Source organism: Phenylobacterium aquaticum (genome assembly GCF_022695515.1).
Taxonomy (GTDB): Bacteria; Pseudomonadota; Alphaproteobacteria; order Caulobacterales; family Caulobacteraceae; genus Phenylobacterium; species Phenylobacterium aquaticum.
In genome coordinates, this window is sequence record NZ_JALDPT010000010.1 from 63,688 (window position 1) to 88,216 (window position 24,529).

General features: G+C 68.6%; 20 protein-coding genes and 1 tRNA gene. 6 read left to right on the forward strand and 15 right to left on the reverse strand.

Features of this window, described 5'->3' with window-relative positions; translation table 11 throughout:
* Window positions 1-39 precede the first annotated feature (39 nt).
* Together MQH10_RS09445 and MQH10_RS09450 are read left to right on the forward strand one after the other, a co-directional pair.
* The gene (locus tag MQH10_RS09445) at window positions 40-501 is read left to right on the forward strand and encodes a GNAT family N-acetyltransferase (RefSeq protein ID WP_242563803.1); all 462 of its coding nucleotides are present in this window, start codon (window positions 40-42) and stop codon (window positions 499-501) included.
* A complete protein-coding gene (locus MQH10_RS09450) occupies window positions 498-1,133 on the forward strand; it encodes a glutathione S-transferase family protein (protein WP_242563804.1) in 636 nt (211 codons plus the stop codon). Before MQH10_RS09445 ends, MQH10_RS09450 begins: the two co-directional genes overlap by 4 nt.
* On the opposite strand, the gene rpoN is transcribed toward MQH10_RS09450, so the two are convergent.
* From rpoN to MQH10_RS09500, 10 genes are all read right to left on the reverse strand, one after another.
* Window positions 1,130-2,623 (reverse strand): RNA polymerase factor sigma-54, encoded by a 1,494-nt coding sequence (gene rpoN, locus MQH10_RS09455; protein WP_242563805.1) that lies wholly within the window; start codon window positions 2,621-2,623, stop codon window positions 1,130-1,132. The two genes, MQH10_RS09450 and rpoN, sit on opposite strands and share 4 nt — an antisense overlap.
* A gap of 101 nt (window positions 2,624-2,724) precedes the next feature.
* Window positions 2,725-4,785: an alpha/beta hydrolase family protein gene (locus tag MQH10_RS09460; RefSeq protein WP_242563806.1), complete on the reverse strand. Its 2,061-nt coding sequence runs from the start codon at window positions 4,783-4,785 to the stop codon at window positions 2,725-2,727.
* Window positions 4,786-4,881: 96 nt separating this feature from the next.
* Window positions 4,882-5,790 (reverse strand): alpha/beta fold hydrolase, encoded by a 909-nt coding sequence (locus MQH10_RS09465; protein WP_242563807.1) that lies wholly within the window; start codon window positions 5,788-5,790, stop codon window positions 4,882-4,884.
* A gap of 58 nt (window positions 5,791-5,848) precedes the next feature.
* Window positions 5,849-7,360, reverse strand: a complete 1,512-nt coding sequence (locus MQH10_RS09470; RefSeq protein WP_242563808.1) for a sulfatase — start codon at window positions 7,358-7,360, stop codon at window positions 5,849-5,851.
* Between the two features lie 150 nt (window positions 7,361-7,510).
* Complete coding sequence (lptB, locus tag MQH10_RS09475) at window positions 7,511-8,245, reverse strand: LPS export ABC transporter ATP-binding protein (RefSeq protein WP_242563870.1); 735 nt, start codon at window positions 8,243-8,245, stop codon at window positions 7,511-7,513.
* A gap of 32 nt (window positions 8,246-8,277) precedes the next feature.
* The gene (locus MQH10_RS09480) at window positions 8,278-8,415 is read right to left on the reverse strand and encodes a hypothetical protein (protein WP_242563809.1); all 138 of its coding nucleotides are present in this window, start codon (window positions 8,413-8,415) and stop codon (window positions 8,278-8,280) included.
* Window positions 8,376-8,864 (reverse strand): LptA/OstA family protein, encoded by a 489-nt coding sequence (locus tag MQH10_RS09485; protein ID WP_242563810.1) that lies wholly within the window; start codon window positions 8,862-8,864, stop codon window positions 8,376-8,378. Before MQH10_RS09485 ends, MQH10_RS09480 begins: the two co-directional genes overlap by 40 nt.
* 22 nt (window positions 8,865-8,886) lie before the next feature.
* The gene (gene lptC, locus MQH10_RS09490) at window positions 8,887-9,510 is read right to left on the reverse strand and encodes an LPS export ABC transporter periplasmic protein LptC (RefSeq protein WP_242563811.1); all 624 of its coding nucleotides are present in this window, start codon (window positions 9,508-9,510) and stop codon (window positions 8,887-8,889) included.
* Window positions 9,511-9,517: 7 nt separating this feature from the next.
* A complete protein-coding gene (locus MQH10_RS09495) occupies window positions 9,518-10,135 on the reverse strand; it encodes a ribonuclease D (RefSeq protein ID WP_242563812.1) in 618 nt (205 codons plus the stop codon).
* Window positions 10,136-10,260: 125 nt separating this feature from the next.
* Window positions 10,261-10,347 (reverse strand) — tRNA-Leu (locus MQH10_RS09500).
* A 172-nt stretch (window positions 10,348-10,519) separates the two neighbouring features.
* Here MQH10_RS09500 and MQH10_RS09505 point away from each other — a divergent pair.
* On the forward strand, window positions 10,520-11,491 hold the full coding sequence (locus MQH10_RS09505; RefSeq protein WP_242563813.1) for a complex I NDUFA9 subunit family protein: 972 nt from the start codon (window positions 10,520-10,522) through the stop codon (window positions 11,489-11,491).
* Between the two features lie 22 nt (window positions 11,492-11,513).
* Here MQH10_RS09505 and MQH10_RS09510 read toward each other — a convergent pair whose 3' ends face one another.
* Window positions 11,514-12,320, reverse strand: a complete 807-nt coding sequence (locus MQH10_RS09510; RefSeq protein WP_242563814.1) for an undecaprenyl-diphosphate phosphatase — start codon at window positions 12,318-12,320, stop codon at window positions 11,514-11,516.
* Window positions 12,321-12,537: 217 nt separating this feature from the next.
* On the opposite strand from MQH10_RS09510, the gene MQH10_RS09515 reads away from it, so the two are divergent.
* Together MQH10_RS09515 and gltB are read left to right on the forward strand one after the other, a co-directional pair.
* Window positions 12,538-13,974: an NAD(P)-dependent oxidoreductase gene (locus tag MQH10_RS09515; protein WP_242563815.1), complete on the forward strand. Its 1,437-nt coding sequence runs from the start codon at window positions 12,538-12,540 to the stop codon at window positions 13,972-13,974.
* A 5-nt stretch (window positions 13,975-13,979) separates the two neighbouring features.
* Window positions 13,980-18,533 carry a glutamate synthase large subunit gene (gene gltB / locus MQH10_RS09520; RefSeq protein ID WP_242563816.1) on the forward strand — a complete coding sequence of 1,518 codons (4,554 nt, stop codon included), beginning with the start codon at window positions 13,980-13,982 and terminating at the stop codon, window positions 18,531-18,533.
* Between the two features lie 138 nt (window positions 18,534-18,671).
* Here gltB and thpR read toward each other — a convergent pair whose 3' ends face one another.
* Complete coding sequence (gene thpR, locus MQH10_RS09525) at window positions 18,672-19,214, reverse strand: RNA 2',3'-cyclic phosphodiesterase (protein ID WP_242563817.1); 543 nt, start codon at window positions 19,212-19,214, stop codon at window positions 18,672-18,674.
* A 133-nt stretch (window positions 19,215-19,347) separates the two neighbouring features.
* Between thpR and MQH10_RS09530 the strand changes: the two genes are divergently transcribed.
* Window positions 19,348-20,100 carry a Bax inhibitor-1/YccA family protein gene (locus MQH10_RS09530; protein ID WP_242563818.1) on the forward strand — a complete coding sequence of 251 codons (753 nt, stop codon included), beginning with the start codon at window positions 19,348-19,350 and terminating at the stop codon, window positions 20,098-20,100.
* 63 nt (window positions 20,101-20,163) lie between these two features.
* On the opposite strand, the gene MQH10_RS09535 is transcribed toward MQH10_RS09530, so the two are convergent.
* The 3 genes from MQH10_RS09535 to acnA all read right to left on the reverse strand — a co-directional run bounded on the left by MQH10_RS09535 (window position 20,164) and on the right by acnA (window position 24,364).
* A complete protein-coding gene (locus tag MQH10_RS09535) occupies window positions 20,164-20,499 on the reverse strand; it encodes a DUF2794 domain-containing protein (RefSeq protein WP_242563819.1) in 336 nt (111 codons plus the stop codon).
* A 312-nt stretch (window positions 20,500-20,811) separates the two neighbouring features.
* The gene (locus tag MQH10_RS09540; RefSeq protein ID WP_242563820.1) at window positions 20,812-21,537 is read right to left on the reverse strand and encodes a DUF1223 domain-containing protein; all 726 of its coding nucleotides are present in this window, start codon (window positions 21,535-21,537) and stop codon (window positions 20,812-20,814) included.
* Between the two features lie 139 nt (window positions 21,538-21,676).
* Window positions 21,677-24,364 (reverse strand): aconitate hydratase AcnA, encoded by a 2,688-nt coding sequence (acnA, locus tag MQH10_RS09545; RefSeq protein ID WP_242563821.1) that lies wholly within the window; start codon window positions 24,362-24,364, stop codon window positions 21,677-21,679.
* Between the last annotated feature and the right edge of the window lie 165 nt (window positions 24,365-24,529).

Below are 24,529 nucleotides of genomic sequence, written 5' to 3' on the forward strand. Positions count from 1 at the left end.
CCGCCCGTCGGCGATGACGGGGCTCAAGGAGACCTGACCATGCCGCTTGAGATCCTCGACATCGCCGCCCGCCCCGATTTGAAGCCCGCCTGGCGGACGCTGTTCGACAGCTATTCGACCTTCTACAAGCGCCAGCTCACCGACCCGGTGGCCGAGGCGGTGTGGACCTGGCTCATGGACCCGGGCCACGAGGTCGAGGGGCGGCTGGCCCTGGTGGCGGGGCGGCCCATCGGCCTCGCCCACTTCCGCCGGCAGCCCCGGCCGGCCTTCGGCGAGGACATGGGCTATCTGGACGACCTGTTCGTCGCGCCGGACGCGCGGTCGGGCGGCGTGGGCCGGGCCCTGATCGAGCATGTGCGCGAGGTGGGCCGGGCGCGGGGCTGGCGCACGATCCGGTGGACGACGGCCGACGACAACTACCGGGCGCGGACGCTCTATGATCAGCTGGCGGTGAAGACCAGCTGGAACCTCTATGACCTGACGGTGGGAGACGCCCCGTGATCACCCTGCACTACAATCCCGGCAATGCGAGCCTGTTCCCGCACCTGCTGCTGCGCGAGCTGGGGGTTCCCTTCGAGCTGGCCTTCGTCGACCGCGACGCAGGCGCCCAGTCGAGCCCCGCCTATCTGAAGCTCAATCCGGCCGGCAAGATCCCGGTGCTGATCGACGGCGACCTGGTGCTCTATGAGACCGTCGCCATCGGCCTCTACCTGGCCGACGCCTATCCGCAGGCCGGGCTCGCGCCTGCGCCCGGCGACCCGGACCGGCCGGCCTATTACCGGTGGATGGCGCAGATCACCAACACCCTGCAGACCGAGTTCCGGGCCTGGTTCTATCCGGCCGAGTTCACCACCGACCCGGCCGGCGTTCCGGCCGTGCAGGCGGCGGTGGGCGCCCGGATCACGGCCGCATTTGAGCGCATCGACGCCCTGCTGGGCGCCGGGCCCTGGCTGCTCGGCGAGCGGCTGAGCGCCGCCGATCTCTATCTCCTGATGATGACCCGCTGGGGCCGCACCCTGCCGAAGCCCGCGCGCCTCTTACCGAACATCGGGGCCCATGCCGCGCGCCTGCTGGCCCGGCCGGCGGTGGCCGCCACCTTCAAGGCCGAGGGTCTGGAAGCGCCGTTCGTCTAGGCGCTCTGCTTCAGCATCCGGCGGCGTTCGACGGATGAGGGGATGCGCATGGCTTCGCGGTACTTGGCGACGGTGCGCCGGGCGATATCGACGCCGGTCTCCTTGAGGATCTCGACGATGCGGTCGTCGGAATGAACCTCGGCCTCGGCGCGCTCGGCGTCGATCAGCTGGCGGATGCGGTGGCGGACGCTCTCGGCGGAGTGGGCCTCGCCGCCCTCGGTGGCCTGGATGGCCGAGGTGAAGAAGAACTTCATCTCGAACATGCCGCGCGGGGTGGCGATGTACTTGTTGGAGGTCACCCGGCTGACCGTGGACTCGTGCATGCCGATCGCCTCGGCCACGGTCTTCAGGTTCAGGGGGCGCAGGTGCTCGACCCCGAAGGCCAGGAAGCCGTCCTGCTGGCGGACGATCTCGGAGGCGACCTTGAGGATGGTTTTGGCGCGCTGGTCGAGGCTCTTCACCAGCCAGTTGGCCGAGGCCATGCAGTCGGCGACGAAGACCTTTTCCTGATCGGTGCGGGCGGCGGCCGAAACACGCGCGTGATAGCGCTGGTCGACCAGCAGCCGGGGCAGGGTGTCGCTGTTCAGCTCCACGTGCCACAGCCCGCCCAGGCCCTCGCGGATGAAGACGTCGGGGGCGACCGGGGTGGCGGGCTCGCCGCCGAAAGCCGCGCCGGGCCGGGGCGTCAGGGCCCGCAGCTCGGAGATCATCTCCTTGAGGTCCTCGTCGTCCACGCCGCAGGCGCGGCGCAGGCCGGGCATGTCACGGCGGGCGAGGAGATCGAGATTGTCCAGCAGCGCCATCATGGCCGGATCGCAGCGGTCGCGGTCCTTCAGCTGGATCATCAGGCATTCGCGCACGTCGCGGGCGAAGACGCCCACCGGCTCGAAGCGCTGCAGCATGCGCAGCACGTCCTCGACGAAGGTCAGGTCGCAGCCGAGCCGCTCGGCGGTCTCAGGCAGATCGCAGCGCAGATAGCCGCCCTCGTCCACGGCGTCGGCCAGGACGCGGGCCACGGCCAGCTCGGGCCCTGAGAACCCGGCGACCACCAGCTGGTCCTCCAGGTGCTCGGCGAGCGTCTTGTCGCGGGTCAGGCGCTGTTCGAAATCGTCGAGATCCTCGAAGGAGCCGCCCTTGCCGGCCTTGGACCAGTCGATCTGGCCGCCGGCCTCCTGGCCGTCGGCCGAGTCGCCCGTGGCGCGCTCGCCGGGCGAGGCCTCGGCGTCGTGATTGATGTCCATCTCGACGCTGGCGGCGCCGTCGGGGATCTGGTCGGAGGCGTATTCCTCGGCCTCGCGGGGGGCGGCTTCGGCTTCCGGTTCGGAGTCACGGTCGTCCCTCTGGAGCAGCGGGTTGCGCTCCAGCTCGCCCTCGACATAGGCCTCCAACTCCATGTTGGAGAGCTGCAGCAGCTTGATGGCCTGCTGCAGCTGGGGCGTGATCACCAGCCCCTGGCCTTGCCGCATCTCCAAACGCGCGCCGAGCGCCAAATCCGCCTCCTGGCCTGTTTCTTGCGTGACAGGCTAGGGCCGGCATTCCCACCGAATGGTTAATGGCGGAAAGGTTTGGCGCCTTTCTTGCGTCGAGGGGCCTACTTGGCCGCGGGCGGGGCCTTGTAGCGCTCGAACCAGGCCAGGATGGTCGCGGCCTTGCCGGCGGCCTGGGAGGGCCGGGCGGCGATGCCGCCGTGGCTGGCGCCGGGCACCTTGACGAGCGCCGTGGGCACGCCGCGCAGCTGCAGGGCCTGGTAATATTGCTCGGCCTCGCTGGGCGGGGTGCGCAGGTCATGGTCGCCGACCACCACCAGGGTGGGGGTCACCACATTGCCGACCAGGGACAGCGGCGAGCGGGCCCAATATCCTTGCGGGTCCTCCCACGGCATCTTGCCGAACCAGTCGCGGGCCATGCCGGTATAGCCGTCGACGGTCAGGACCTCGCTCGCCCAGTTGATCACCGGCTTCTGGGTGGCGGCGGCGGCGAAGCGGCCGGTCTTGCCGACGATCCAGGCGGTCAGAGCCCCGCCGCCGGAGCCGCCGGTGACATAGAGGCGCTTGTCGTCGACCGAGCCCTTGGCGATGGCGGCGTCCACCACGCTCATCAGGTCGTCATAGTCGTGGCTGGGATAGTTGCGGTCGATCTCGTTGGCGAAGGCCTCGCCATAGGAGGTAGAGCCGCGCGGGTTGGAATAGACCACGATATAGCCGGCCGCCGCATAGAGCTGGTCGTCCGTGGAGAAGGACGGGCCATAGGCCGAGAACGGGCCGCCGTGGATCTCCAGGATCAGCGGATATTTCTTGGCCGGGTCGAAGCCGGGCGGGGTGACGATCCAGGCGCCGATCGGCTTCTTGTCATAGGACGAGGTCACCGGCAGGGCCTCGACCTTGCCCAGCGTCTTGCCGGCCAGGAGGTCGGCGTTGAGCGCGGTCAGGATGCGCGGCGCGCCGCCCTTGGTCACGGCCAGCTCGGCCGGATGGGCCGGATCGCCCTTGGTGAAGGCCACGGTCCCGTCGCGGGCGACCGAGAATTCGCCCCCGGCATAGGGCCGATCCAGGCCGCCGCCGGTCAGGCCCTCGGCCAGGGGGGTGAGCTTGCCGTCCAGGCCCAGGCGGGCGACCTTGGTCACGCCCTTGTCGACATAGCCGACCACCAGGCTCTTGCCGTCGCCGCTCCAGACCACGGTGTCGACAGAGCGATCGAGGCTGGCGGTCAGCGCCCGGGCGTTCTTGCCGTCGGCGTCCATCAGATAGACGAGCTGGTTCTCGTAGCCGCGGTGACGGGCGTTGTCATAGCCGAGATAGGCGACCTGCTTGCCGTTGGGCGAGACGACCGGGGCGTAGTCCGGGCCCACCCGATGGGTCAGCTGGGTCAGCGTCCCGTCGGCGAGCGACAGGCGGTAGAGGTCGGCCTCGCCCGCGTCGCGTTCCCAGTTCTTGTCGCGGTCGGTGGCGAACAGCAGCCCCTGGCCGTCGCCGGTGAAGGCCAGCGGGCCTTGCGCGTCGAAGCGGCCGAAAGTGCGCTGGCGCGGGGCGCCGCCATCGGCGGAGATGGTGAAGATCTGGGAGTAGCCGGGCTTCAGCTCGCCCTCCCCGTCGGCCCGCCAGTTGACGCGGTCCTCGACCCGCAGGGGCTCGGCCCATTGGGCGCCCTCGGGCTTGGGCGACGGCGGCGCGCCGAGCTTGGCGCCTTCGTCAGGGACCATCATGGTGAAGGCGAGCGTCTTGCCGTCCGGCGACCAGGTGACGTCGCCCGGCGCCTGCTCCAGGGTGGCGACCTTGGCCTCGCGGCCGGCGGCGACCCAGCGCACGAACAGCTGGGGCGACCCGCCCACTACGGCGACATAGGCCAGGCGCTGGCCGTCCGGCGACCAGCGGGGCGAGAAACTCGAGCCTTCCTGGGCCACCAACGGGGTCTGGGCGCCGGTCTTCGCATCCACCAGCCAGATCGACCGCCGCGACCGGTCGGTCATGATGTCGTTGGTCACCCGCACATAGGCGACGGCCCCGCCATCGGGACGGATCTCGGGGTCGGCGGCCTGCTGCAGGCCGAAGATGTCACGGCCGGTGAACTTGGGCTGGGGACCGTCGGCGGTCTGGGCCAGGACCGGGCCCGCCAGGACCACCGAAAACACCGACGCAAGAAGCAAACCACGCATGAAAAATCCCCACCCCAACCGACTTCGCGGAAACCAAGGCGCGCATTAGTCGGGGCGAAGGGCGGATTTGTCCAGGCTTGGGGTGGAAGCGTGAATTTACTGCGCCGGGACCGTCGCCAGGAAGGCCTCCAGGTCCGCCGCCGACTTGTCGGGGATCTGCTCCATCGGCACGTGGCCCACGCCGGGATAGAGGATCAGCTTGGCCCCGGGGATCGCGGCGGCCAGCGCCTTGCCGGCGGCCACCGGGATCACGGTGTCGGCCTCGCCGTGCATGACGAGCGTAGGGGCGTGGATGGCCTTGAAGGTCTCGGCCGTCACCGGCTTGCGCGGCGCGGCCTGGCCGTTGAGCAGGAGGTCGCGATGGCCGGGGGCCAAAGCCAGCTCGACATAGCGGTCGACCAGCTTCGGCGTGACCAGGGTGGGATCGATATAGGCCTGCTTCAGCCCCTTCTCAGCCAGCGGCCGGGGATTGATCTGGCGCAGCAGGGCGCGGCCGACCGGATTGCGCAGCAGCACGAAGACGAAGGGCGGGCCGCCCTTCTTCTTGACCGCCGCCGGATCGACGGGGGCGCCGGCGGAATCCACCAGGATGAGGGCGCTGACCTTGTCGGGATGGGCCAGGGTGTAGTTCCAGGCCACCCCGCCGCCCATGGAGTTTCCGGCCAGCGCGAAGTGGTCGAGCTTCAGGGTCTGGGCGACGCCGTCGACGATGGCGACCTGGCCCTCGGTGGTGACCTTGTAGCCGGCGGGAACCGTGGTCAGGCCGTGGGCGGCGAGGTCGAGGGTGACGACCCGATGGTCCTTGCCCAGGCGCTGGACCCAGGGCTCCCAGGTGTCGAGATTGGCGGCGAAGCCGTGGACCAGGATGATGGGCGGGGCGCTCGGCGTCCCCTGGTCGCGATAGTGGACCGTGACCCCGTCGGGCAGGGCGACGAAGCGCGAGGCCGGCGTCGTGTATTTCGCCTTCAGCGTCGCATAGGGGATGTCCTTGGCGCAGGCGCTCAAGGTGAGGGCGGCGAGGCCAAGCGCGAGAACCGCAGAGATTTCAGCATGGTCTTGTCCTTCAGGGGGTGAGGCCGAGCCGCTGGAACTGGGCGTTGGGCGCCTCCAATTCCTTGAGCACGGCGGTCAGTTGGGCGGCGAGCTCGGCCTCGATCGGCGCGCCCGCGAGATTGGTCTGTTCGTCCGGGTCGGCCTGGCGGTCGAAGAGATAGTTGCCGGTTGGCTTGACCAGGGCCCAGAACGGCAGGTGGTCGCCCTCGGCGAAGGGCTGGTGGATCACCGGGATCTTCGAGCCCGGCATCCGGTCGAGGAAGGCCCGCTCGTCCGGCAGGGGCATGGCGACGGCGCGGTCGACCACATGGGTCGGCATGGTCGACCAGCGGTTGGACATCATGGAGAGCGGCGCATTGGCCCCGGCCGGACCACGGGCGTATTTGTAGCGGTCGGTGACCAAGTGCACCTCGCGGCCCCAGACCCCGGTCAGCACCCAGTCGCGCACCTTGTCGGCCGAGCCGTCGAGCAGGGGGACCAGGGACTTGCCGTGGGTGCGCTGGCGCACCTCCACCCCGAAGGCGTCGCAGAGGGTGGCGAAGATGTCGACGCTGGTGGTCAGAGCCGAGCAGTCGCCGGGGGCCACGCCCGGCCAGCGGATCATCAGCGGGATGTGGCCCAGGGTGTTGTAGACCGGCACGCCGGGCTTTCCCCAGATGTCCTTCTCGCCGAGATAGTGGCCGTGGTCGGTGCAGAGGATTACGGCGGTGTCGTCGGCGATGCCATTGCGCTCAATCGCGTCGAGCACCTTGCCCAGCCAGTGGTCGATCATCGACAGCTTGCCGCCGTAGGAGGCGCGCAGCTGGCGGGCCTGGGCCTCGGTCAGCACCCCCTTGGCCAGGGCGCCCTGCATATAGGGCGGCCAGATCATGTGCGGGCCTTCCCAGTCGGGATCGTATTTCGAGGCCCAGGGCTCCGGCGTGTCGAAGGGCTCGTGCGGGTCGAACTCGTCGACGAACAGGAAGAATCGGTCGTGATGGCCGGCGTTGTCGTCGATCCATTTCGCCGCCGCGGCCATGGTGCGGGGGCCCGGGAAGTCCGCCTCGCCGCGGAACCAGCCGCGGCTGTCGTCATAGGGCATGTGGCCGCGGCCCATGGAGGGGGCGCCCACCCAGCTGGGATCGGGCCGCGTCTTCCAGGCGTCGCCCTCGTGGCCGCGCTCATAGGCCCAGGCGGTGAAGTCGGCGTGGTAGTTCTCGCCGCCGGTTTCGAACAGGTGCGGGTGGTCGCTGATCAGCTGGGAGGCGACGCCGGCCTTGCGCAGCTCATAGGTGACCGCGTCCTCCCAGATCTCCACCGAGCCCCAGGGCCGCCAGAGGAAATCCAGCGCCCCGCAGAGAATGTCGTGGCGGGCGGGCATGCAGGGCAGGGAGCCGGTGTGGTGATTGTCGAAGCGGACCGCGCTCTGGGCGAAGGCGTCCAGCACCGGGGTCTCGAACTCAGTCCCGCCATAGGCGCCCAGCATGTGGCGGTTGAGGCTGTCGAGCAGCAGCACGACCACGTTCTTCGGCTGTGTCGCCATACGCATTCCCCCCGGCGTCCCGCGTCTGTCGCGCGGCCGGGGAGAGGATCACCGCTGACGTAGGGTCAGGCAATGGAGCTTGGAGCCGGTGATGGTGACGGGCGCCGCTTGGGTCCCCGCCTGCGCGGGGATGAGCAGCCTATTTGACGGTCAGCCGAAATGGTCGCCGAGATAGACGCGGCGGACTTCGGGGTCGTCGACGATCTCCTGGGGGGAGCCTTCGAACAGGACCTCGCCGGCGGCGATGATCGAGGCGCGGTCGATGATGTCGAGCGTCTCGCGGACATTGTGGTCGGTGATCAGGATGCCGATGCCGCGGTTCTTCAGGAAACCGATGACTTCGCGGATGTCGGCGATGGCCAGCGGGTCGATGCCGGCGAAGGGTTCGTCCAGCAGCATGAAGGCCGGCTCGCTGGCGAGCGCCCGGGCGATTTCCACGCGGCGGCGCTCGCCGCCCGACAGCGACACGGCCGGCGCCTGGCGCAGATGGCTGATGCGCATCTCGTCGAGCAGCTGGGTCACGGTCGCCTTGGCCTTGGCGATGTCGCGCTCGCGCAGCTCGACCACGGCCATGACGTTCTCTTCCACGGTCATGCCGCGGAAGATCGAGGTTTCCTGCGGCAGGTAGCCGACGCCCATGCGGGCGCGCTGGTACATGGGCTGGGCGGTGATGTTGGCGCCGTCGAGATAGATCGCCCCGTAGTCGGCCGGGATCAGGCCGGTGATCATGTAGAAGCAGGTGGTCTTGCCCGCGCCATTGGGGCCGAGCAGGCCGGCGACCTCGCCGCGGCGCAGGCGCAGGGACACGCCCTTGACCACCGTGCGGCCGCGGAAAGCCTTGCCGATATTGTCGACCACAAGCCCTTCGCCGGCGAGACCCGGCAGGGCGTCAAAGCGTTCGGGCTTCAAGACGGCGCCTAGCGCGGCGCGGCGGCGGGAGGAGCGTCCGCCGTCTGCTGCTTGGGATAGAGCACGGTGCGCACGCGGCCGGGCTTGTTGCGCCCCTTGACCCCGCTCAGCATCTGGGCGTCGCCGGTCTTGACGTTGATGACCATCTTGGAGCCGCGCAGCACGTCCTGGCCGCGGGCGCGACCACGTCGCCGGAGATGGTGATGGTGTCGGCGGTCGCCTCATAGAGGGCGTTGTCGCCATGCACCCGCTGCAGCGGGGTGACGTAATAGACCGAGCCCACGGCCTCCATGCGGTCGAGCAGGCTGCCGCACTTGCCGCCGCCCGGACCAGAGCCGCGGGCCGAACCGCCGGTTCCCGGCTTGTAATAGATCTTCAGGGTGTCGGCGCGCAGGCGCACCGTGTCCTGCAGGGCCTCGGCCCCGCCGGTATAGACCGCCAGGCACTGGGCGTTGACCACCTCGAGCTGGTCGGCGGTGATGTCGACCGGCGCATCGGAATTCTGGGCGAGCTGAGCCGAGGCGGGTCCCGCCAGGGTCATCCCGCAAGCGACCGCCGCCACCGCCCATCGTTTCATCATCGCCAGCTCGATCATGCCCATGCCGTTCCGAGGGAGACTAGTGTGACTCGACGCGCGTATGAACGCCGCCCTTGAAGACCATCCGCTCGCCCTTGTCGTAGACGCCGTAGGACTTGGCAATGATTTCTCCAAGCGCGCCTGCGCCCTGGATCACGCCCTTGCCCTCCAGCTCCCCCGTCGCCGTGTTGAAGATGGAGCTTGCGGTGGAGAAATTCACGTCCCCGCCGTTCAATTTCACGCCACCATCGAGATTCAGCATCTTGGCGTCCTCGCGATAAACCCCGGAGCGCGCCGTGACGTGGGTGGGGTTGGTCCCCTCCTCGTCGAGGATCAGTTCCGGCGTGTCGAGCAGGACGCGCTGATAGTCCTTCTCGTCGCGGGTCGCGGTCTTGGCGGTGAGCACGAAGGCGCGGCCCTTGGAGTCGCGGCCGACGAAGCGCGGCTTGACCAGCTGGATCGGCGCATCGGCGTCGGAGGGCTTGGCGCGGGCGCCGACGATGGAGCCGTGGATCACGAAACCGATCAGGGCCACGATGATGACCGCGATCGCCGCGGGCAGCACGATCCGCAGGCGGCGGATCAGGCGCGAATGGGCCTGCCAGCGCTCCACCGCTCCGCGCGGCGCGGCCGGCGGCGGTTGGGAGATGTCGGCCAGGCTCAAGCGCGCCTCACGAGTGGGCGAAGATGTCGACCTCTTCCCAGCCCCTGACATCCAGCAGGGCGCGATGGGGCAGGAAGTCGAAGCAGGCGCGGGCGAGCGCGTCGCGCCCTTCGCGGGCCAGCATGTCGTCGAGGCGCGCGCGGAGCGCATGCAGGTGCAGGACGTCGGAGGCCGCATAGGCCAACTGGTCGGGGGAGAGCTTGGCCGCCCCCCAGTCCGAGCTTTGCTGGGCCTTGGACATGTCCACCCCGATCAGCTCCTTGGACACGTCCTTCAGGCCGTGCCGGTCCGTATAGGTCCGGGCGAGCTTGGAGGCGATCTTGGTGCAGTAGACGGGCTGGGTCACCACCCCCAGGTGGAGATGGAACATGGCGATGTCAAAGCGGCCGAAGTGAAAGATCTTGGTGACCGACGGATCGGTCAGCAGCCGCTTGAGATTGGGGCAGTCATAGTCAGGGCGCTTCAGCTGCACGATGTGGGCGTCGCCGTCGCCGGCCGACAGCTGGACCACGCAGAGCGGGTCGCGGCCGAGCCTCAGGCCCATGGTCTCGGAATCGACGGCCACGGAGGTCGCCCCGGCGAACACGCCGTCGGGCAGGTCGCCGTCATGGAGGAAATTCGCCAAGGTCGGTCTTGCTCCCGGTCCCGCCGGATGCGGGTCGCGTCGCCTGGTCTCACGCGGCGCCGATCCGCGCCGCCGAGCATTTGAGGGGACTTCGGGGGTTAAGTCACCCACCGCGATCCAAAGGGTGGTGCCCAGGAAAGGACTCGAACCTTCACGGCCGTTAAGCCACTGGCACCTGAAGCCAGCGCGTCTACCAATTCCGCCACCTGGGCCCCGTCCCTTCGGATCGGGAGGCGGTCTGATAGGGCGCCGCCCTTTCCGGGTCAACGCCTAGTTCCAAGATGTTTCGGAAGAAGCGTCGCCGCGGGCGGTGAAGTCGCATTGCGGCGGGGGCGCGCATCGTCTATCCGAGCCCTTCCGGAACCCTTTAGATACACGGACACCATGCAGGATCTGGTCACGGTTTTTGGCGGCTCGGGCTTTATCGGAAGCCAAGTGGTGCGCGCCCTCGCCAAACAGGGAAACCGCGTCCGCGTCGCCGTGCGCCAGCCGCACCTGGCCCACACCATGCGCCTGCTGGGCGATGTCGGTCAGATCGAGGTGGTCCAGGCCAATATCCGCAACGAGGCCTCGGTGCGCCGCGCGCTCGAAGGCGCCCAGGCCTGCGTGAACCTGGTCGGCGTGCTCTATGAGACCGGCCGCCAGAAGTTCCAGTCGATCCACGCCATGGGCGCTAAGAACGTGGCGACCGCCGCGGCCGCCGCCGGCGTCTCCCGGCTGGTCCAGGTCTCGGCCCTGGGCGCCGACGCGGAGTCGCCGTCCAAGTACGCCCGCACCAAGGCCATGGGCGAAGAGGCGGTCCGCGCCGCCTTCCCCACCGCGACCTTCATCCGTCCCTCGATCGTGTTCGGGCCGGGCGACGGCTTCTTCAACAAGTTCGGCGAGATGGCGGTGATCAGCCCCGTCCTGCCGCTGATCGGCGGCGGCAAGACCCGCTTCCAGCCGGTCTATGTGGGCGATGTGGCCAAGGCGATCACCAAGGCCGCGACCGATCCGGCCTGCGCCGGCCAGACCTATGAGCTGGGCGGACCTGCGGTGTTCAGCTTCCGCGAGGTGCTCGAATACATCATGGCCGAGACCGGCCGCCAGCGCCTGCTGCTGCCCCTGCCCTCGGCCGTCGCTGGCCTGATCGGCAAGGCCTGCGAGATCATCGCGCTCACCCCCGTCGCCCCGCCCCTGACCAGCGACCAGGTCGAGCTCCTGAAGGCCGACAATGTGGTCTCGGGCGACAAGCCGGGCCTGGCCGAGCTGGGGATCCCGGCGACCACCGTCGAGGCGATCGCCCCGGCCTATCTCTACCGCTTCCGCAAGGGCGGCCAGTACGCCGACGAGACCGAGCGGTTCGCGGCGGTCTGAGCCGCCGCCCGCCGGACCGGGCCTAGCGCCCGGTCATGGTCAGGAACACCAGTCCGCCGACCCCCACCACGATCCGCCACCAGGCGAAGGGGGCGAAGCCGCGCTTGCTGACGAAGTCCAGCAGGGTGCGCACGACGATGAAGCCGACCACGAAGCTGACGCCGAAGCCGAGCGCGATGATCCCCGCCTGATCCATCGAGATCGCGTGGCGGTTCTTCCAGGCGTCCAGGGCGAAGGCGCCGGCCATGATCGGGATGGCCAGGAAGAACGAGAATTCGGCCGCCGCGCGCTTCTCCACCCGCATCAGCATCGAGCCGAGGATGGTCGCCCCCGAGCGCGAGACGCCGGGCACCAGGGCCAGGCACTGGAAGAGGCCGATCACCAGCGAGGTGACCAGCGGCAGGTTCATGGCGTCGGATTCCGTAGGCTTCGGCGCCCAGCGGTCCAGGGCGAAGAACACGAAGCCGCCGATGATCAGCGACCAGCAGATCAGGCGCGGGCTCTCGAACAGCACCGTCTTGATGATGTCATGCAGCAGAAGGCCCGCGATGGCCCCGGGGATGAAGGCGATCAGCACCGACAGGGCGAAGCGTCGCGACTCCGCGCGAGTCGGCAGGGTGATCAGCACCTGCCAGAGGCGGCCGAAATAGAGGGCCACGATCGCCAGGATCGCGCCCAGCTGGATCAGGACGGCGAAGGTGTCCCAGAAGCCGTCGGGCAGGCCGAGCAGCATCTTGGTGAGCAGGAGGTGGCCGGTGGACGAGACGGGAATGAACTCGGTCAGGCCCTCCACCACCCCCAGAATGATGGCGTTGATCCAGTCCGACATGAGAGGCCTCGTGGTTGGTGTCCTGCCGCAGGAAGGCAGGCATTAGGGTAAAAAAGGCGTTCATCCAGTTTTGGGACTAATTCAGCTAAGATTATGGGCGGGCCGCCGCCAGTCCGGTCCCCCGCCCCGCATTATCGTCCATATATTTGCCTATCAACTTCCGCGGACCCGAAATTGACGCTATGGGCGATCCATCGGGATCACCGGAGGCGGGCCCATGGCCGAGCGGATGCTGAAGTTCACCACCGTGGAACGGACCACGCCGGCCAAGCGGGCCGCGCAGGCGCGTAACCGTGATTTCCATGAGATCTATGCCGACTTCATCGACGCCAAGGCGTCGGAGCAGGCGTCGCGCTGTTCGCAATGCGGCATCCCGTTCTGTCAGACCCACTGCCCGCTGCACAACAACATCCCCGACTGGCTGCGGATGACCGCCGAGGGCCGGCTGGAGGAGGCCTATCAGCTCTCCCAGGCGACCAATTCCATGCCCGAGATCTGCGGCCGCATCTGCCCGCAGGACCGACTCTGCGAGGGCAGCTGCACCATAGAACAGTCGGGCCACGGCACCGTGACGATCGGCGCGGTCGAGCGCTATCTGACCGACAAGGCCTGGGAAGAAGGCTGGGTCGCGCCCCTGCGCCCAGGGATCGATCAGGGCCGCTCGGTGGGCGTGATCGGCGCGGGCCCCGCGGGCCTGGCCGCCGCCGAACGCCTGCGCGAGGCCGGCTATGCGGTGACCGTCTATGACCGTCACGACCGGGCCGGCGGCCTGCTGATCTACGGCATTCCCGGCTTCAAGCTGGAGAAGGACGTGGTCGCCCGGCGCACCGCGCGCCTGGCGCAGGGCGGGATCGAATTCCGCCTGGGCTTCGAGGTCGGCCGCGACGCCAGCCTGGATGAGCTGCGCGCGCGCCACGACGCGGTGCTGATCGCCACCGGGGTCTATGCGGCCCGCGACCTGATCGTGCCGGGCTCGGGCTCGGCGGGCGTCACCCCGGCGCTCGACTATCTGATCGCCTCGAACCGCTCAGGGCTCGGCGACCATGTGCCGGACTTCGAGTCCGGGCGGCTGAACGCGGCGGGCAAGTCCGTCGTCGTTGTGGGCGGCGGCGACACCGCCATGGACTGCGTGCGCACCGCCGTGCGCCAGGGTGCGACCTCGGTCACCTGCCTCTATCGCCGCGACCGCGCCAACATGCCGGGCTCGACCCGCGAGGTCGCCCATGCCGAGGAGGAGGGCGTGGTGTTCGAATGGCTGGCCGCACCCCGCGCCGTCACCGGCGAGGCCGAGCAGGCCCGGGGCGTGCGGGCCGCGCGCATGCGGCTGGGTCCGCCGGACCCGACCGGCCGGCAAGCCCCGGAGGAGGTCGAGGGCGGCGATTTCGACCTACCCGCCGATCTTGTGATCAAGGCGCTGGGCTTCGACCCCGAGGACCTGCCCACGGCCTTCGGCGCCCCGGAGCTGACCGTTTCGCGCTGGGGCACGGTCAAGGCCGACCACCGCACCCTGATGACCTCGATTCCGGGCGTCTTCGCCGCCGGCGACATCGTCCGCGGCGCCTCCCTGGTGGTCTGGGCGATCCGCGACGGCCGCGACGCCGCCGACGCCATCCATAGCTATCTGTCCCAACCGGCCCTGGCCGCGGCGGAGTGATGATGATGAGCCACGACATCCAATCCAGTGAGACCCAGCGCTACCTCGCCAACCGCCAGAGGCTGATCGACGGCCACGCCTATGACCCGGCCTCCGAGCGCGACGCCTGCGGCGTGGGCCTGGTCTGCGCGCTGGACGGCAAGCCGCGCCGTGAAGTGGTGGAGCTGGCCATCCGGGCGCTGAAGAGCGTCTGGCACCGGGGCGCGATCGACGCCGACGGCAAGACCGGCGACGGGGCCGGCGTGCTGGTCTCGGTGCCCCAGGACTTCTTCGCCGACCAGGTGGAGCGCATCGGCCACACCCTGCGTCCCGGCCCCATCGCGGTCGGCCAGGTGTTCCTGCCGCGCACGGACCTCGCCGCCCAGGAGACCTGCCGCACCATCGTCGAGGCGGAAGCCCTGCGCTTCGGCTTCTATATCTATGGCTGGCGCCAGGTGCCGACCGACACCCGGGTGATCGGCGAGAAGGCCAACGCCACCCGGCCGGAGATCGAGCAGATCATGCTGTCCCCGCCCAAGGGCCTGGACGGCGAGGCGCTGGAGCGCGCCCTGTTCATCTGCAGGAAGCGGATCGAGAAGCGCGTGGCCGCGGCCAATATCCAGGCCTTCTACATCTGCTCCCTGTCGGCCAGGTCGCTGATCTACAAGGGCATGTTCCTGGCCCAGCACATCGACGAGTTCTATCCTGACCTGACCGACGACCGGTTCTCGGCCGCCGTGGCGATCTTCCACCAGCGCTACTCGACCAACACCTTCCCCGAATGGCGGCTGGCCCAGCCGTTCCGGATGCTGGCCCACAACGGCGAGATCAACACGCTGAAGGGCAACGTCAACTGGATGAAGAGCCATGAGATCCGCATGGCCGCCGACGCCTTCGGGGAGATGGGCGACGACGTGAAGCCGGTGATCCAGCCGGGCGGATCGGATTCCGCGGCGCTCGACAACACCTTCGAGGTGCTGGTCCGGGCCGGCCGCGACGCCCCCATGACCAAGGCGCTCTTGATCCCCGAGGCCTGGGCGGCCAAGTCGGACGACCAGATCAAGCCCGAGCACAAGGCGCTCTACGCCTATTGTAACGCGGTGATGGAGCCCTGGGACGGGCCGGCCGCCGTCTGCGCCACCGACGGCCGCTGGGTGGTGGCCGGCAAGGACCGCAACGGCCTGCGCCCCTTGCGCGTCACCTATACTGACGACGGCCTGCTGATCATGGGCTCGGAGGCCGGCATGTGCCGGGTGGACGAGACCCGCATCGTCAAGAAGGCGCACATCGCGCCCGGCCGCATGGTCGCCGTCGATCTGGTCGAGGGCCGGCTCTATGAGGAGGACGAGATCATCGACCGCCTCGCCGCCCAGCACCCCTATGACCAGTGGCTGGGCAACATGGTCGACCTGGAGGCCGAGGTGGCGCCAGGGCCGGAGCCCCGGGCCTATGGCCGCGAGGAGCTGATCCGCCGTCAGGTCGCCGCCGGCCTGACGCTCGAGGATATCGAGCTGATCCTCGCCCCCATGGTCGAGGACGCCAAGGAGGCGGTGGGCTCCATGGGCGACGACACCCCGCTGGCGGTGCTGTCGGACCAGTACCGGCCGCTGTCGCACTTCTTCCGGCAGAACTTCAGCCAGGTGACCAACCCGCCGATCGATTCGCTTCGCGAGTCGGCGGTGATGAGCCTGAAGACCCGGTTCAAGAACCTGGGCAATGTCCTGGCCCAGGACGAGGCCCAGACCGACGTCTTCGTGCTGGAGAGCCCGGTCCTGACCACCGGCATGTACCAGCGGGTGATCGACTATATCGGCCCCAAGAGCGTGGCGGTGATCGACGCCACCATGCCGATCCCGGCGCCGGAAGCCCGGCCCGGCGACGCTCTCCGCGCCAATCTCGACCGTATCCGGGCCGAAGCCGAGGACGCGGCCCTGCGCGGCTGCGCCACCATTGTGCTGACCGACGAGGCCTGCGGACCGGGGCGGGTCGCCCTGCCCATGATCCTGGCGACCGGCGGGGTGCACTCCTGGCTGGTGGCCAAGGGCCTGCGCTCCTACGTCTCGATCATCGTGCGTTCGGCCGAGTGCCTCGACACCCATTATTTCGCGGTGCTGGTCGGGGTGGGGGCGACGGCGGTCAACGCCTATCTGGCCCAGGAGAGCTTCCAGGACCGGCTGGAGCGGGGCCTGACCGGGGACCTGTCCCTTCGCCAGGTCTGCCTGAACTACAAGGCCGCCATCGAGGGCGGGCTCCTGAAGATCATCGCCAAGATGGGGATCGCGGTGATCTCCTCCTATCGCGGCGGCTACAACTTCGAGGCCCTGGGGCTGTCGCGCGCCCTGGTGGCCGAGTTCTTCCCGGGCATGCCCTCGCGCATCTCCGGCATCGGTCTGGCGGGCCTGGAGGCCAAGGCGGTCGAGCTGCATCGCAAGGCCTGGGACGCCGCCGCCATCAGCCTGCCGGTCGGCGGGTTCTATAAGGCCCGGCGCTCGGGCGAGGCCCACGCCTTCGAGGCGCGCATGGTCCACACCCTGCAGACCGCCTGCGAGAGCGGCGACTACGGGATCTACAAGCGCTTCTCCGACGGCATGCGCCGCCTGCCCATGGTGCAGCTGCGCGACCTGCTCGACTGGCGCTCCAGCGAACGGCCCGTACCGGTCGACGAGGTCGAGAGCGTCAACGAGATCCGCAAGCGGTTCCTGACGCCGGGCATGAGCATGGGGGCGCTCAGCCCCGAGGCTCACGGTATGCTGAACATCGCCATGAACCGGATCGGGGCCAAGAGCGTCTCCGGCGAGGGCGGCGAGGATTCGGCGCGCTACCGGCCCCTGCCCAATGGCGACAACCCCAACTCGGCGGTGAAGCAGATCGCCTCGGGCCGGTTCGGGGTGACGGCCGAGTACCTCAACCAGTGCCGCGAGATCGAGATCAAGGTCAGCCAGGGCGCCAAGCCCGGCGAGGGCGGCCAGCTGCCCGGCTTCAAGGTCACCGAGCTGATCGCGAAACTGCGCCATGCGACGCCCGGCGTGATGCTGATCTCGCCGCCGCCGCACCACGACATCTATTCGATCGAGGACCTGGCCCAGCTGATCTATGACCTCAAGCAGATCAACCCTGACGCCCGGGTCTGCGTGAAGCTGGTGGCCATGACCGGCATCGGGGCGATCGCCGCCGGCGTCGCCAAGGCCAAGGCGGACGTGATCCTGATCTCCGGCAATGTCGGCGGCACCGGCGCCTCGCCCCAGACCTCAATCAAGTACGCCGGCGGGCCCTGGGAGATGGGGCTGTCGGAAGCCCACCAGGTGCTGACCCTCAACAATCTGCGCCACTCCGTGCGGCTGCGCGCCGACGGAGGCATGCGGACGGGCCGCGACGTGGTGATCGCCGCCATGCTGGGGGCCGAGGAGTTCGGGATCGGCACCGCCAGCCTGATCGCCATGGGCTGCATCATGGTGCGCCAGTGCCATTCCAACACCTGCCCGGTGGGGGTCTGCACCCAGGACGAGGCCCTGCGCGCCAAGTTCACCGGCACGCCGGAAAAGGTCATCAACCTCTTCACCTTCATCGCCGAGGAGGTGCGCGAGATCCTGGGCCAGCTGGGCTTCAAGTCCCTGCAGGACATCGTCGGGCGCACCGACCTCTTGCAACAGGTCTCCCGCGGCGGCGAGCACCTGGACGACCTCGACCTCAACCCGCTCCTGGTGAAGGCCGATCCGGGGCTGAACGCGCCCTATTGCACCGTGGAGGGCCGCAACGAGGTCGCCGACACCCTGGACGCCCAGATCGTGCGCGACGCCGCGCCCATGCTGGAACGCGGCGAGAAGATGCAGCTGACCTACACGGTGCGGAACACGGCCCGGGCCATCGGGTCGCGGACCTCGTCGCACATCGTGCGCAAGTTCGGCATGACGGGCCTCGCCCCCGGCCACCTGACCGTGCAGCTCAAGGGCTCGGCCGGCCAGAGCCTGGGGGCCTTCGCGGTCCAGGGCCTGCGCATCGAGCTGACCGGCGAGGCCAATGACTATGTCGGCAAGGGGCTGTCGGGGGCGACCATCATCATCCGCCCCTCCCCGCACCTGGCGGCGGCGGAGACCAACGCCATCCTCGGCAACACCGTGCTCTATGGGGCGACGGCGGGGCGGCTGTTCGCGGCCGGCCTGGCCGGCGAGCGGTTCGGGGTCAGGAATTCCGGCGCGGTCGCCGTGGTCGAGGGCTGCGGCGCCAACGGCCTGGAATACATGACCGGCGGCCGGGCGGTGATCCTGGGGCCTGTCGGCTTCAACTTCGCGGCGGGGATGACCGGGGGCATGGCCTTCGTGCTCGATCCCCACGACCGGTTCCTGACCAACCTCAATCCCGACAGCGTCCTCGTCCGGCGGATCGCGACCCGGGCCTGGGCGGCCGAGCTCAAGGGCCTGGTCGAGGAGCACGCGCGCGAGACCGGCTCGGCCTATGCCGAGGGGATCCTGCGCGACTGGGACCGCTATCTGGGCAAGTTCTGGCAGGTGGTCCCGAAGGAGATGGTCCACCGCCTGGACCTGCCCCTGACCGAGGACGAGGCGATTCACCACAGGGCGTGACGCCGGCACGGCCTGCTCCCTCGCCCCGCTTCGCGGGGAGAGGGCTGGGGTGAGGGGCCCTTGCCGAACCTCGAGCGAGCGGCGGCCATCGCCGCGCGGTCCCCTCACCCAACCCTCTCCCCCAAAGGGGGCGAGGGCTTAGGGCGGCGTGAGCGGATATTCCCGCTCCAGCTGGTACCGCGATCCCGCATCCGTCACGACGCTGGAATAGAGGCCGAAGCTGCGCACCTCGAAGGGCGGGGAGTGCAGGAGGTTGTTGGCCTGGATCCACCAGGCGACCTTGTCGGGGTCCGGGCGGCGCAGATAGGCGAGCGTCACGTGCGGACGATAGACCCGGGCCTCGGCCGCCAGGCCGGCGCGGCGGGCGGCGCTGTCGCAGGCCTTGGCCAGGCGCTTCAGGGCGGGATTGTCGTCCACCCCGGCCCAGACCGCGTGGATGTCGGCGCCCTCGCCGAAGCAGCCGACCCCGGACAGCTCCAGGGTGAGAGGCTCCCCGGCGACGGTGGACAGCTCCGCATCGAGGTCGGCGGCCACGTCCTCGCGCAGGTCGCCAGCGAATTTCAGGGTGATGTGCAGGGCCTCGCGCGGACGCCAGCGGGCGCCGGCCAGGCCGTTCTGGCGGCGGGCCAGGCCCTCGGCGATCTCGTCGGGGACGGCCAGGGCGGCGAACAGGCGGATCATGCCCCCAAGGCTAGCGGCCTTCCGGCGCCAGACAAGACCCGCTGTCCCAAGGGGCGCCTTGCTAAAGCCAAGAAGCGCACCGATATTCTGGTGTGCGCCCGCTTGGGGCGTGTGAAAGAGGGCTTTGCCTCCGATGAGCGACTTCAACCGCGGCTACACGCGCACGATCCCCGCCGATCGCGCCGACATGTCGGTGGACGCGGGACTTCGCAGCTTCATGCTGGGCGTCTACAATAAGGTTGCGCTGGGCCTGGTGGTCTCGGCGGCGATGGCCTTCCTCACATCATCCGTTCAACCCGTCCGCGACCTGCTGTTCCGCGTTACGGTCGATGGCCGCTTGGTGGGAATGGCTCCCCTTGGCTGGGCCGTCGCATTCGGGCCAATCCTGGTCATCCTTTTCTCGGGATTTGGCGTTCGCAACCAGACCCCGCGCACAAGCGGAATTACATACTGGACAGTCGTGACCCTGATGGGTGCGTCGCTCGGCGTGCTGGCCTTGGTCTATACGGGCTCTTCGATCGCCACGACCTTCCTGATCACGGCCTCAGCCTTCGGTGTGCTGTCGCTGGTTGGCTATACGACCAAGCGCGACATGACTGCGTTCAACAGCTTCTTGATAATGGGGGTCTGGGGTTTGTTGGCAGCCATGGTCGCCAACATGTTCCTGCATCTGCAGGGGCTGGATTTCGTCGTCAACATCCTGGGCGTCTTCATCTTCGGAGGCCTGATCGCCACTGGCACGCAAGAGCTGAAGATGAACTACTATCAGATGGCCGGCGATCAGCAGGGTCTGGGCGTCATGACCAATTTCGGCGCACTGACCCTGTACATTCGCTTCATCAATCTCTTCCAGTTTCTGCTCCGTCTGACCGGCGGCCGTCGCTAAGCCCACCAGAGCACCAGAAACACGAAACCCCGGCGGGCGACCGCCGGGGTTTTTGTTTGGGCATCAGTCCACGACCTTGAACCTGCCCTTGTCGAAGATGCGCAGGACCTGGTCCAGTTCGTGGCCGCGCTTCAGGATCATGCCGCCCTCGCCGATCACCGCCCAGGCGCCCTGGCGGCGCGCGAGCGCCGGGCGCTTCTCGATGCGGTAGAGCGGGTTCTCCGAGGCCCGGCGATAGACCGAGAACACGCAGACCTCGTCCGTCGCGCCGATCGCATAGTCGCGCCATTCGCCGGCGGCGACCATGCGGCCATAGAGGTGGAGGATGCGCGACAGTTCGCGCCGGTCGAAAAAGACCTGGCCGGACTGGGGCGCCGGAGGGGACGGGTCAAAGGCCATCTGACGCGAATCCTAGACCCAAACCCCCGCCCATGGCGAGCGTCACCTTGGGGACACAGCCGCCCCGGATTCGGGACATGCCGCAATATCGCGCCGTGAAATGACCTTATTTCGGACCCGCGCCCGCCTGATCCGCCGACGATAAAGTCATTGTCGGTTGAACAGAGACACGCGGGTCCCGGATCCTGAACAGCCCCCCCAGCCCCCCTGGAACGTGGGTCCTGGTCAGCCGACACTCTAAATTCTCTCCCCAACGTCTGGCCCGCGCGGTTTCCCCCCACCGCGCGGGCTTTGACGTTTCTGGAGCCTGGATCAGCGGGCGGGCGCGGCGACGACGGCCGGCGGGGCCTTGCGGGCGACGGTGATGACCTTGCCGCCCTTGGGCGCCTGGACCAGGACCGCCATGGCCAGGCCCTCCTCGGTCGCGGGCGGGATCTTGTAGGCCGAGGGCCTGCCCCACCACATGCCGAGCTTCTTGATCTCGCGCACCACATTGGTGTGGGCGACGGTCTGGCCCTTGTTGTCGCCCTTCTTGACCACGACGTCCTGTTCGCGCGGGTCGTAGCGCACCAGCCAGACCTCGGCCCCGCCCTTGGGCGCGGCGCCGGCGCCGATATTGATCCGGCGGACGCCCAGGAAGGCCATGTCCGGCCCCTTACGCGCGCCGGCGGCGGCGGAGGTCACCAGCTTCTCGACCTTGTCGGTCTGCAGGCCGCCCACCTGGGCGCGGCCGTCGACCACCACCTGGGGCGTATAGGGCTCGCGCAGGGACAGCCGGGCCACATAGGCCTTCTGGCGCAGGGTGAACTCGGGCTTGGCGAAGGTGTCGGCCCAGCCGAGATAGTCCCAGTAGTCGACAGGGAAGGTCAGGGCGAGCACGTCCGGGCGCTCGGCCAGCTTGCCCAGATAGGCGTTGGCCTCGCCGCAGGAGGCGCAGCCCTGGGCGGTGTAGAGCTCGACCAGCACCGGCGGCTTGGCGGCGAAGGCCAGGACCGGCAGGGCGGCGAGGAACAGGCTGAGGACGGCGGCGCGACGCATCGGCCCGCACTTAAGCGGAGTCAGGCCCGCCCGGCGTTCAAGAAGGTGTGAGAAGGCGCGAGGCGCGGAAACGGACATCAGTCCGCAAATACGCCACCGCGCCCGGCTGGATGCAACCGGGCGCGGGACGTTTTTCGGCTTAACCCGCCTTGGCGAGGTTGCGGAGCACGTAGTTCAGCACGCCGCCGTTCTTGAAGTACTCAAGCTCGGTCGGCGTATCGATGCGGCAGCGGACCGGGAAGCGGGCGATGCGGCCGTCCGACGGACGGTACATTTCGACCGTCAGCTGGCGGCGCGGCGACAACTCGGTGAGGCCGCGGATCGTGACGATCTCCTCGCCGGTCAGGTTCAGCTTCTGCCAGCCTTCCTGCAGGAACTGCAGCGGCAGGACGCCCATGCCGACCAGGTTCGACCGGTGGATCCGCTCGAAGCTTTCGGCGATCACGGCGCGGACGCCGAGCAGCTTGGTGCCCTTGGCCGCCCAGTCGCGGGACGAGCCGGTGCCGTATTCCTTGCCGGCGAAGACCACCAGCGGGCGGCCCTCCGACTGGTAGCGCATGGCGGCGTCATAGATCGCCATCACGTCGCCCGACGGGAAGTGCTTGGTCACGCCGCCTTCGATCTCCGGCGTGATCTTGTTGCGGATCCGGATGTTGGCGAAGGTGCCGCGCATCATGATCTCGTGGTTTCCGCGACGGGCGCCGTACTGGTTGAACTCCGAGGTCGGGACCTGGTGATCGCGCAGATAGACGCCGGCGGGCGAGGTCAGCTTGATCGAGCCGGCCGGGGAGATGTGGTCGGTGGTGATCGAGTCGCCGAACACGCCCAGCACGCGGGCCTCGACGATGTCGGTGACCGCCGCGGGCTCCATCTGCATGTTCTGGAAGTAGGGCGGGTTCTGGACATAGGTCGAGCCCATGTCCCAGGCGTAGGTCTGACCACCGGCCACCTTGATGCCCTGCCAGTTCTTGTCGCCCTTGAAGACGTCCGAATAGCGGGTGGCGAACATCTTCTGGGTGACGTGCTTGCGCTGCAGGGTCGCAACTTCTTCCGAGGTCGGCCAGATGTCCTTCAGATAGACGGGCTCGCCGTCCTTGCCCTCGCCGAGCGGCTCGGTGGCCAGATCGATCAGCATGGAGCCGGCCAGAGCATAGGCGACCACCAGCGGCGGCGAGGCCAGATAGTTGGCGCGGACGTCGGGGTTCACGCGACCTTCGAAGTTGCGGTTGCCTGACAGGACCGAGCAGGCGACCAGGTCGCCGGCCTGGACCGCTTCGGAGATCGGCTCAGGCAGGGGGCCGGAGTTGCCGATGCAGGTGGTGCAGCCATAGCCGACCAGGTTGAAGCCCAGGGCGTCCAGGCTCTTGGTCAGGCCGGCGGACTTCAGATAGTCGGTGACCACCTGAGAGCCGGGGGCCAGCGAGGTCTTCACCCAGGGCTTCACCTTAAGGCCCTTCTCGACCGCCTTCTTGGCCACGAGGCCGGCGGCGATCAGCACCGAGGGGTTGGAGGTGTTGGTGCAGGAGGTGATGGCCGCGATCACAACGTCGCCGTTGCCGACGTCGAACTTCTCGCCGACCACCGGGGTGCGGGCGGCGTAGTCGTCGCCCTTGCCGAAGTCCTTGCCCAGGGCGGACTTGAATTCAGCGGCGGCGTCGGAGAGCAGCACGCGGTCCTGGGGACGCTTGGGGCCGGCCAGGGACGGCAGGACCGAGCCCAGGTCGAGTTCCAGGGTGTCGGTGAACACCGGATCCGGATCGCCCGGCTCGAACCACAGGCCTTGCGCCTTGGCGTAGGCCTCGACCAGGTCGGCGCGGGCGGCTTCACGGCCGGTGGCGCGCAGATAGTCGATGGTGGCCTTGGTCACGGGGAAGAAGCCGCAGGTGGCGCCGTATTCCGGGGCCATGTTGGCGATGGTCGCCTGGTCTTCCAGGGTCAGGCCGGCGAGGCCCGGGCCGAAGAATTCGACGAACTTGCCGACGACGCCCTTCTTGCGGAGCATCTGGGTGACGGTGAGCACCAGGTCGGTGGCCGTCGCGCCTTCCGGCAGGGCGCCGGTGACGCGGAAGCCGATGACTTCCGGGATCAGCATGGGGATCGGCTGGCCGAGCATGGCGGCCTCGGCCTCGATGCCGCCCACGCCCCAGCCCAGGACCGACAGGCCGTTGACCATGGTGGTGTGGCTGTCGGTGCCGACGACGGTGTCGGGATAGGCGACGGTCGCGGCGCCGTCCTCACCGGTCCAGACGGTCTGGGCCAGATATTCCAGGTTCACCTGGTGGCAGATGCCGGTGCCGGGGGGCACGACGCGGAAGTTGTTGAAGGCCGACGAGCCCCAGCGCAGGAAGCGGTAACGCTCGATGTTGCGCTGATATTCGCGATCGACGTTCTCGCCGAAGGCCTTGGCAGTGCCGAAATAGTCGACCATGACCGAGTGGTCGATCACGAGGTCGACGGGGGTCAGCGGATTGATCTTTTCCGGGTCGGCGCCGAGGTTGGTCATGGCGTCGCGCATGGCGGCCAGGTCGACCACGGCGGGCACGCCGGTGAAGTCCTGCATCAGGACGCGGGCGGGGCGGAAGCTGATCTCGTGCTCGACCGAACCCTTGTTGTCGAGCCAGGCGGCCAACGCCTTGAGGTCGTCGGGGGCGACGGTGTCGCCGTCTTCGTTACGCAGCAGGTTTTCCAGCAGCACCTTCATGGAGGCGGGAAGACGCGAAACTCCGGTCAGACCGGCTTCCTCCGCCGCCGGAAGGCTGTAGTAAACGTAGGTCTTATCGCCCACCGTCAGTTCGCGGCGGGTCTTCAGGCTGTCGAGAGACGCCATGCTAAAGGATCCTTCCTCTGTTCTCGGCCGCTCAACGACCGCATCGGGGATCGCGCGCTTTTCGAGGCGGACACACAGCGTTCGCCCCAGCGCCGCGTACGCCCCCCGAGGCGGCGCCGGCCGCGCGCGTCATAGCCCCTAGATTCTTTCCCGTCCATGCAACGG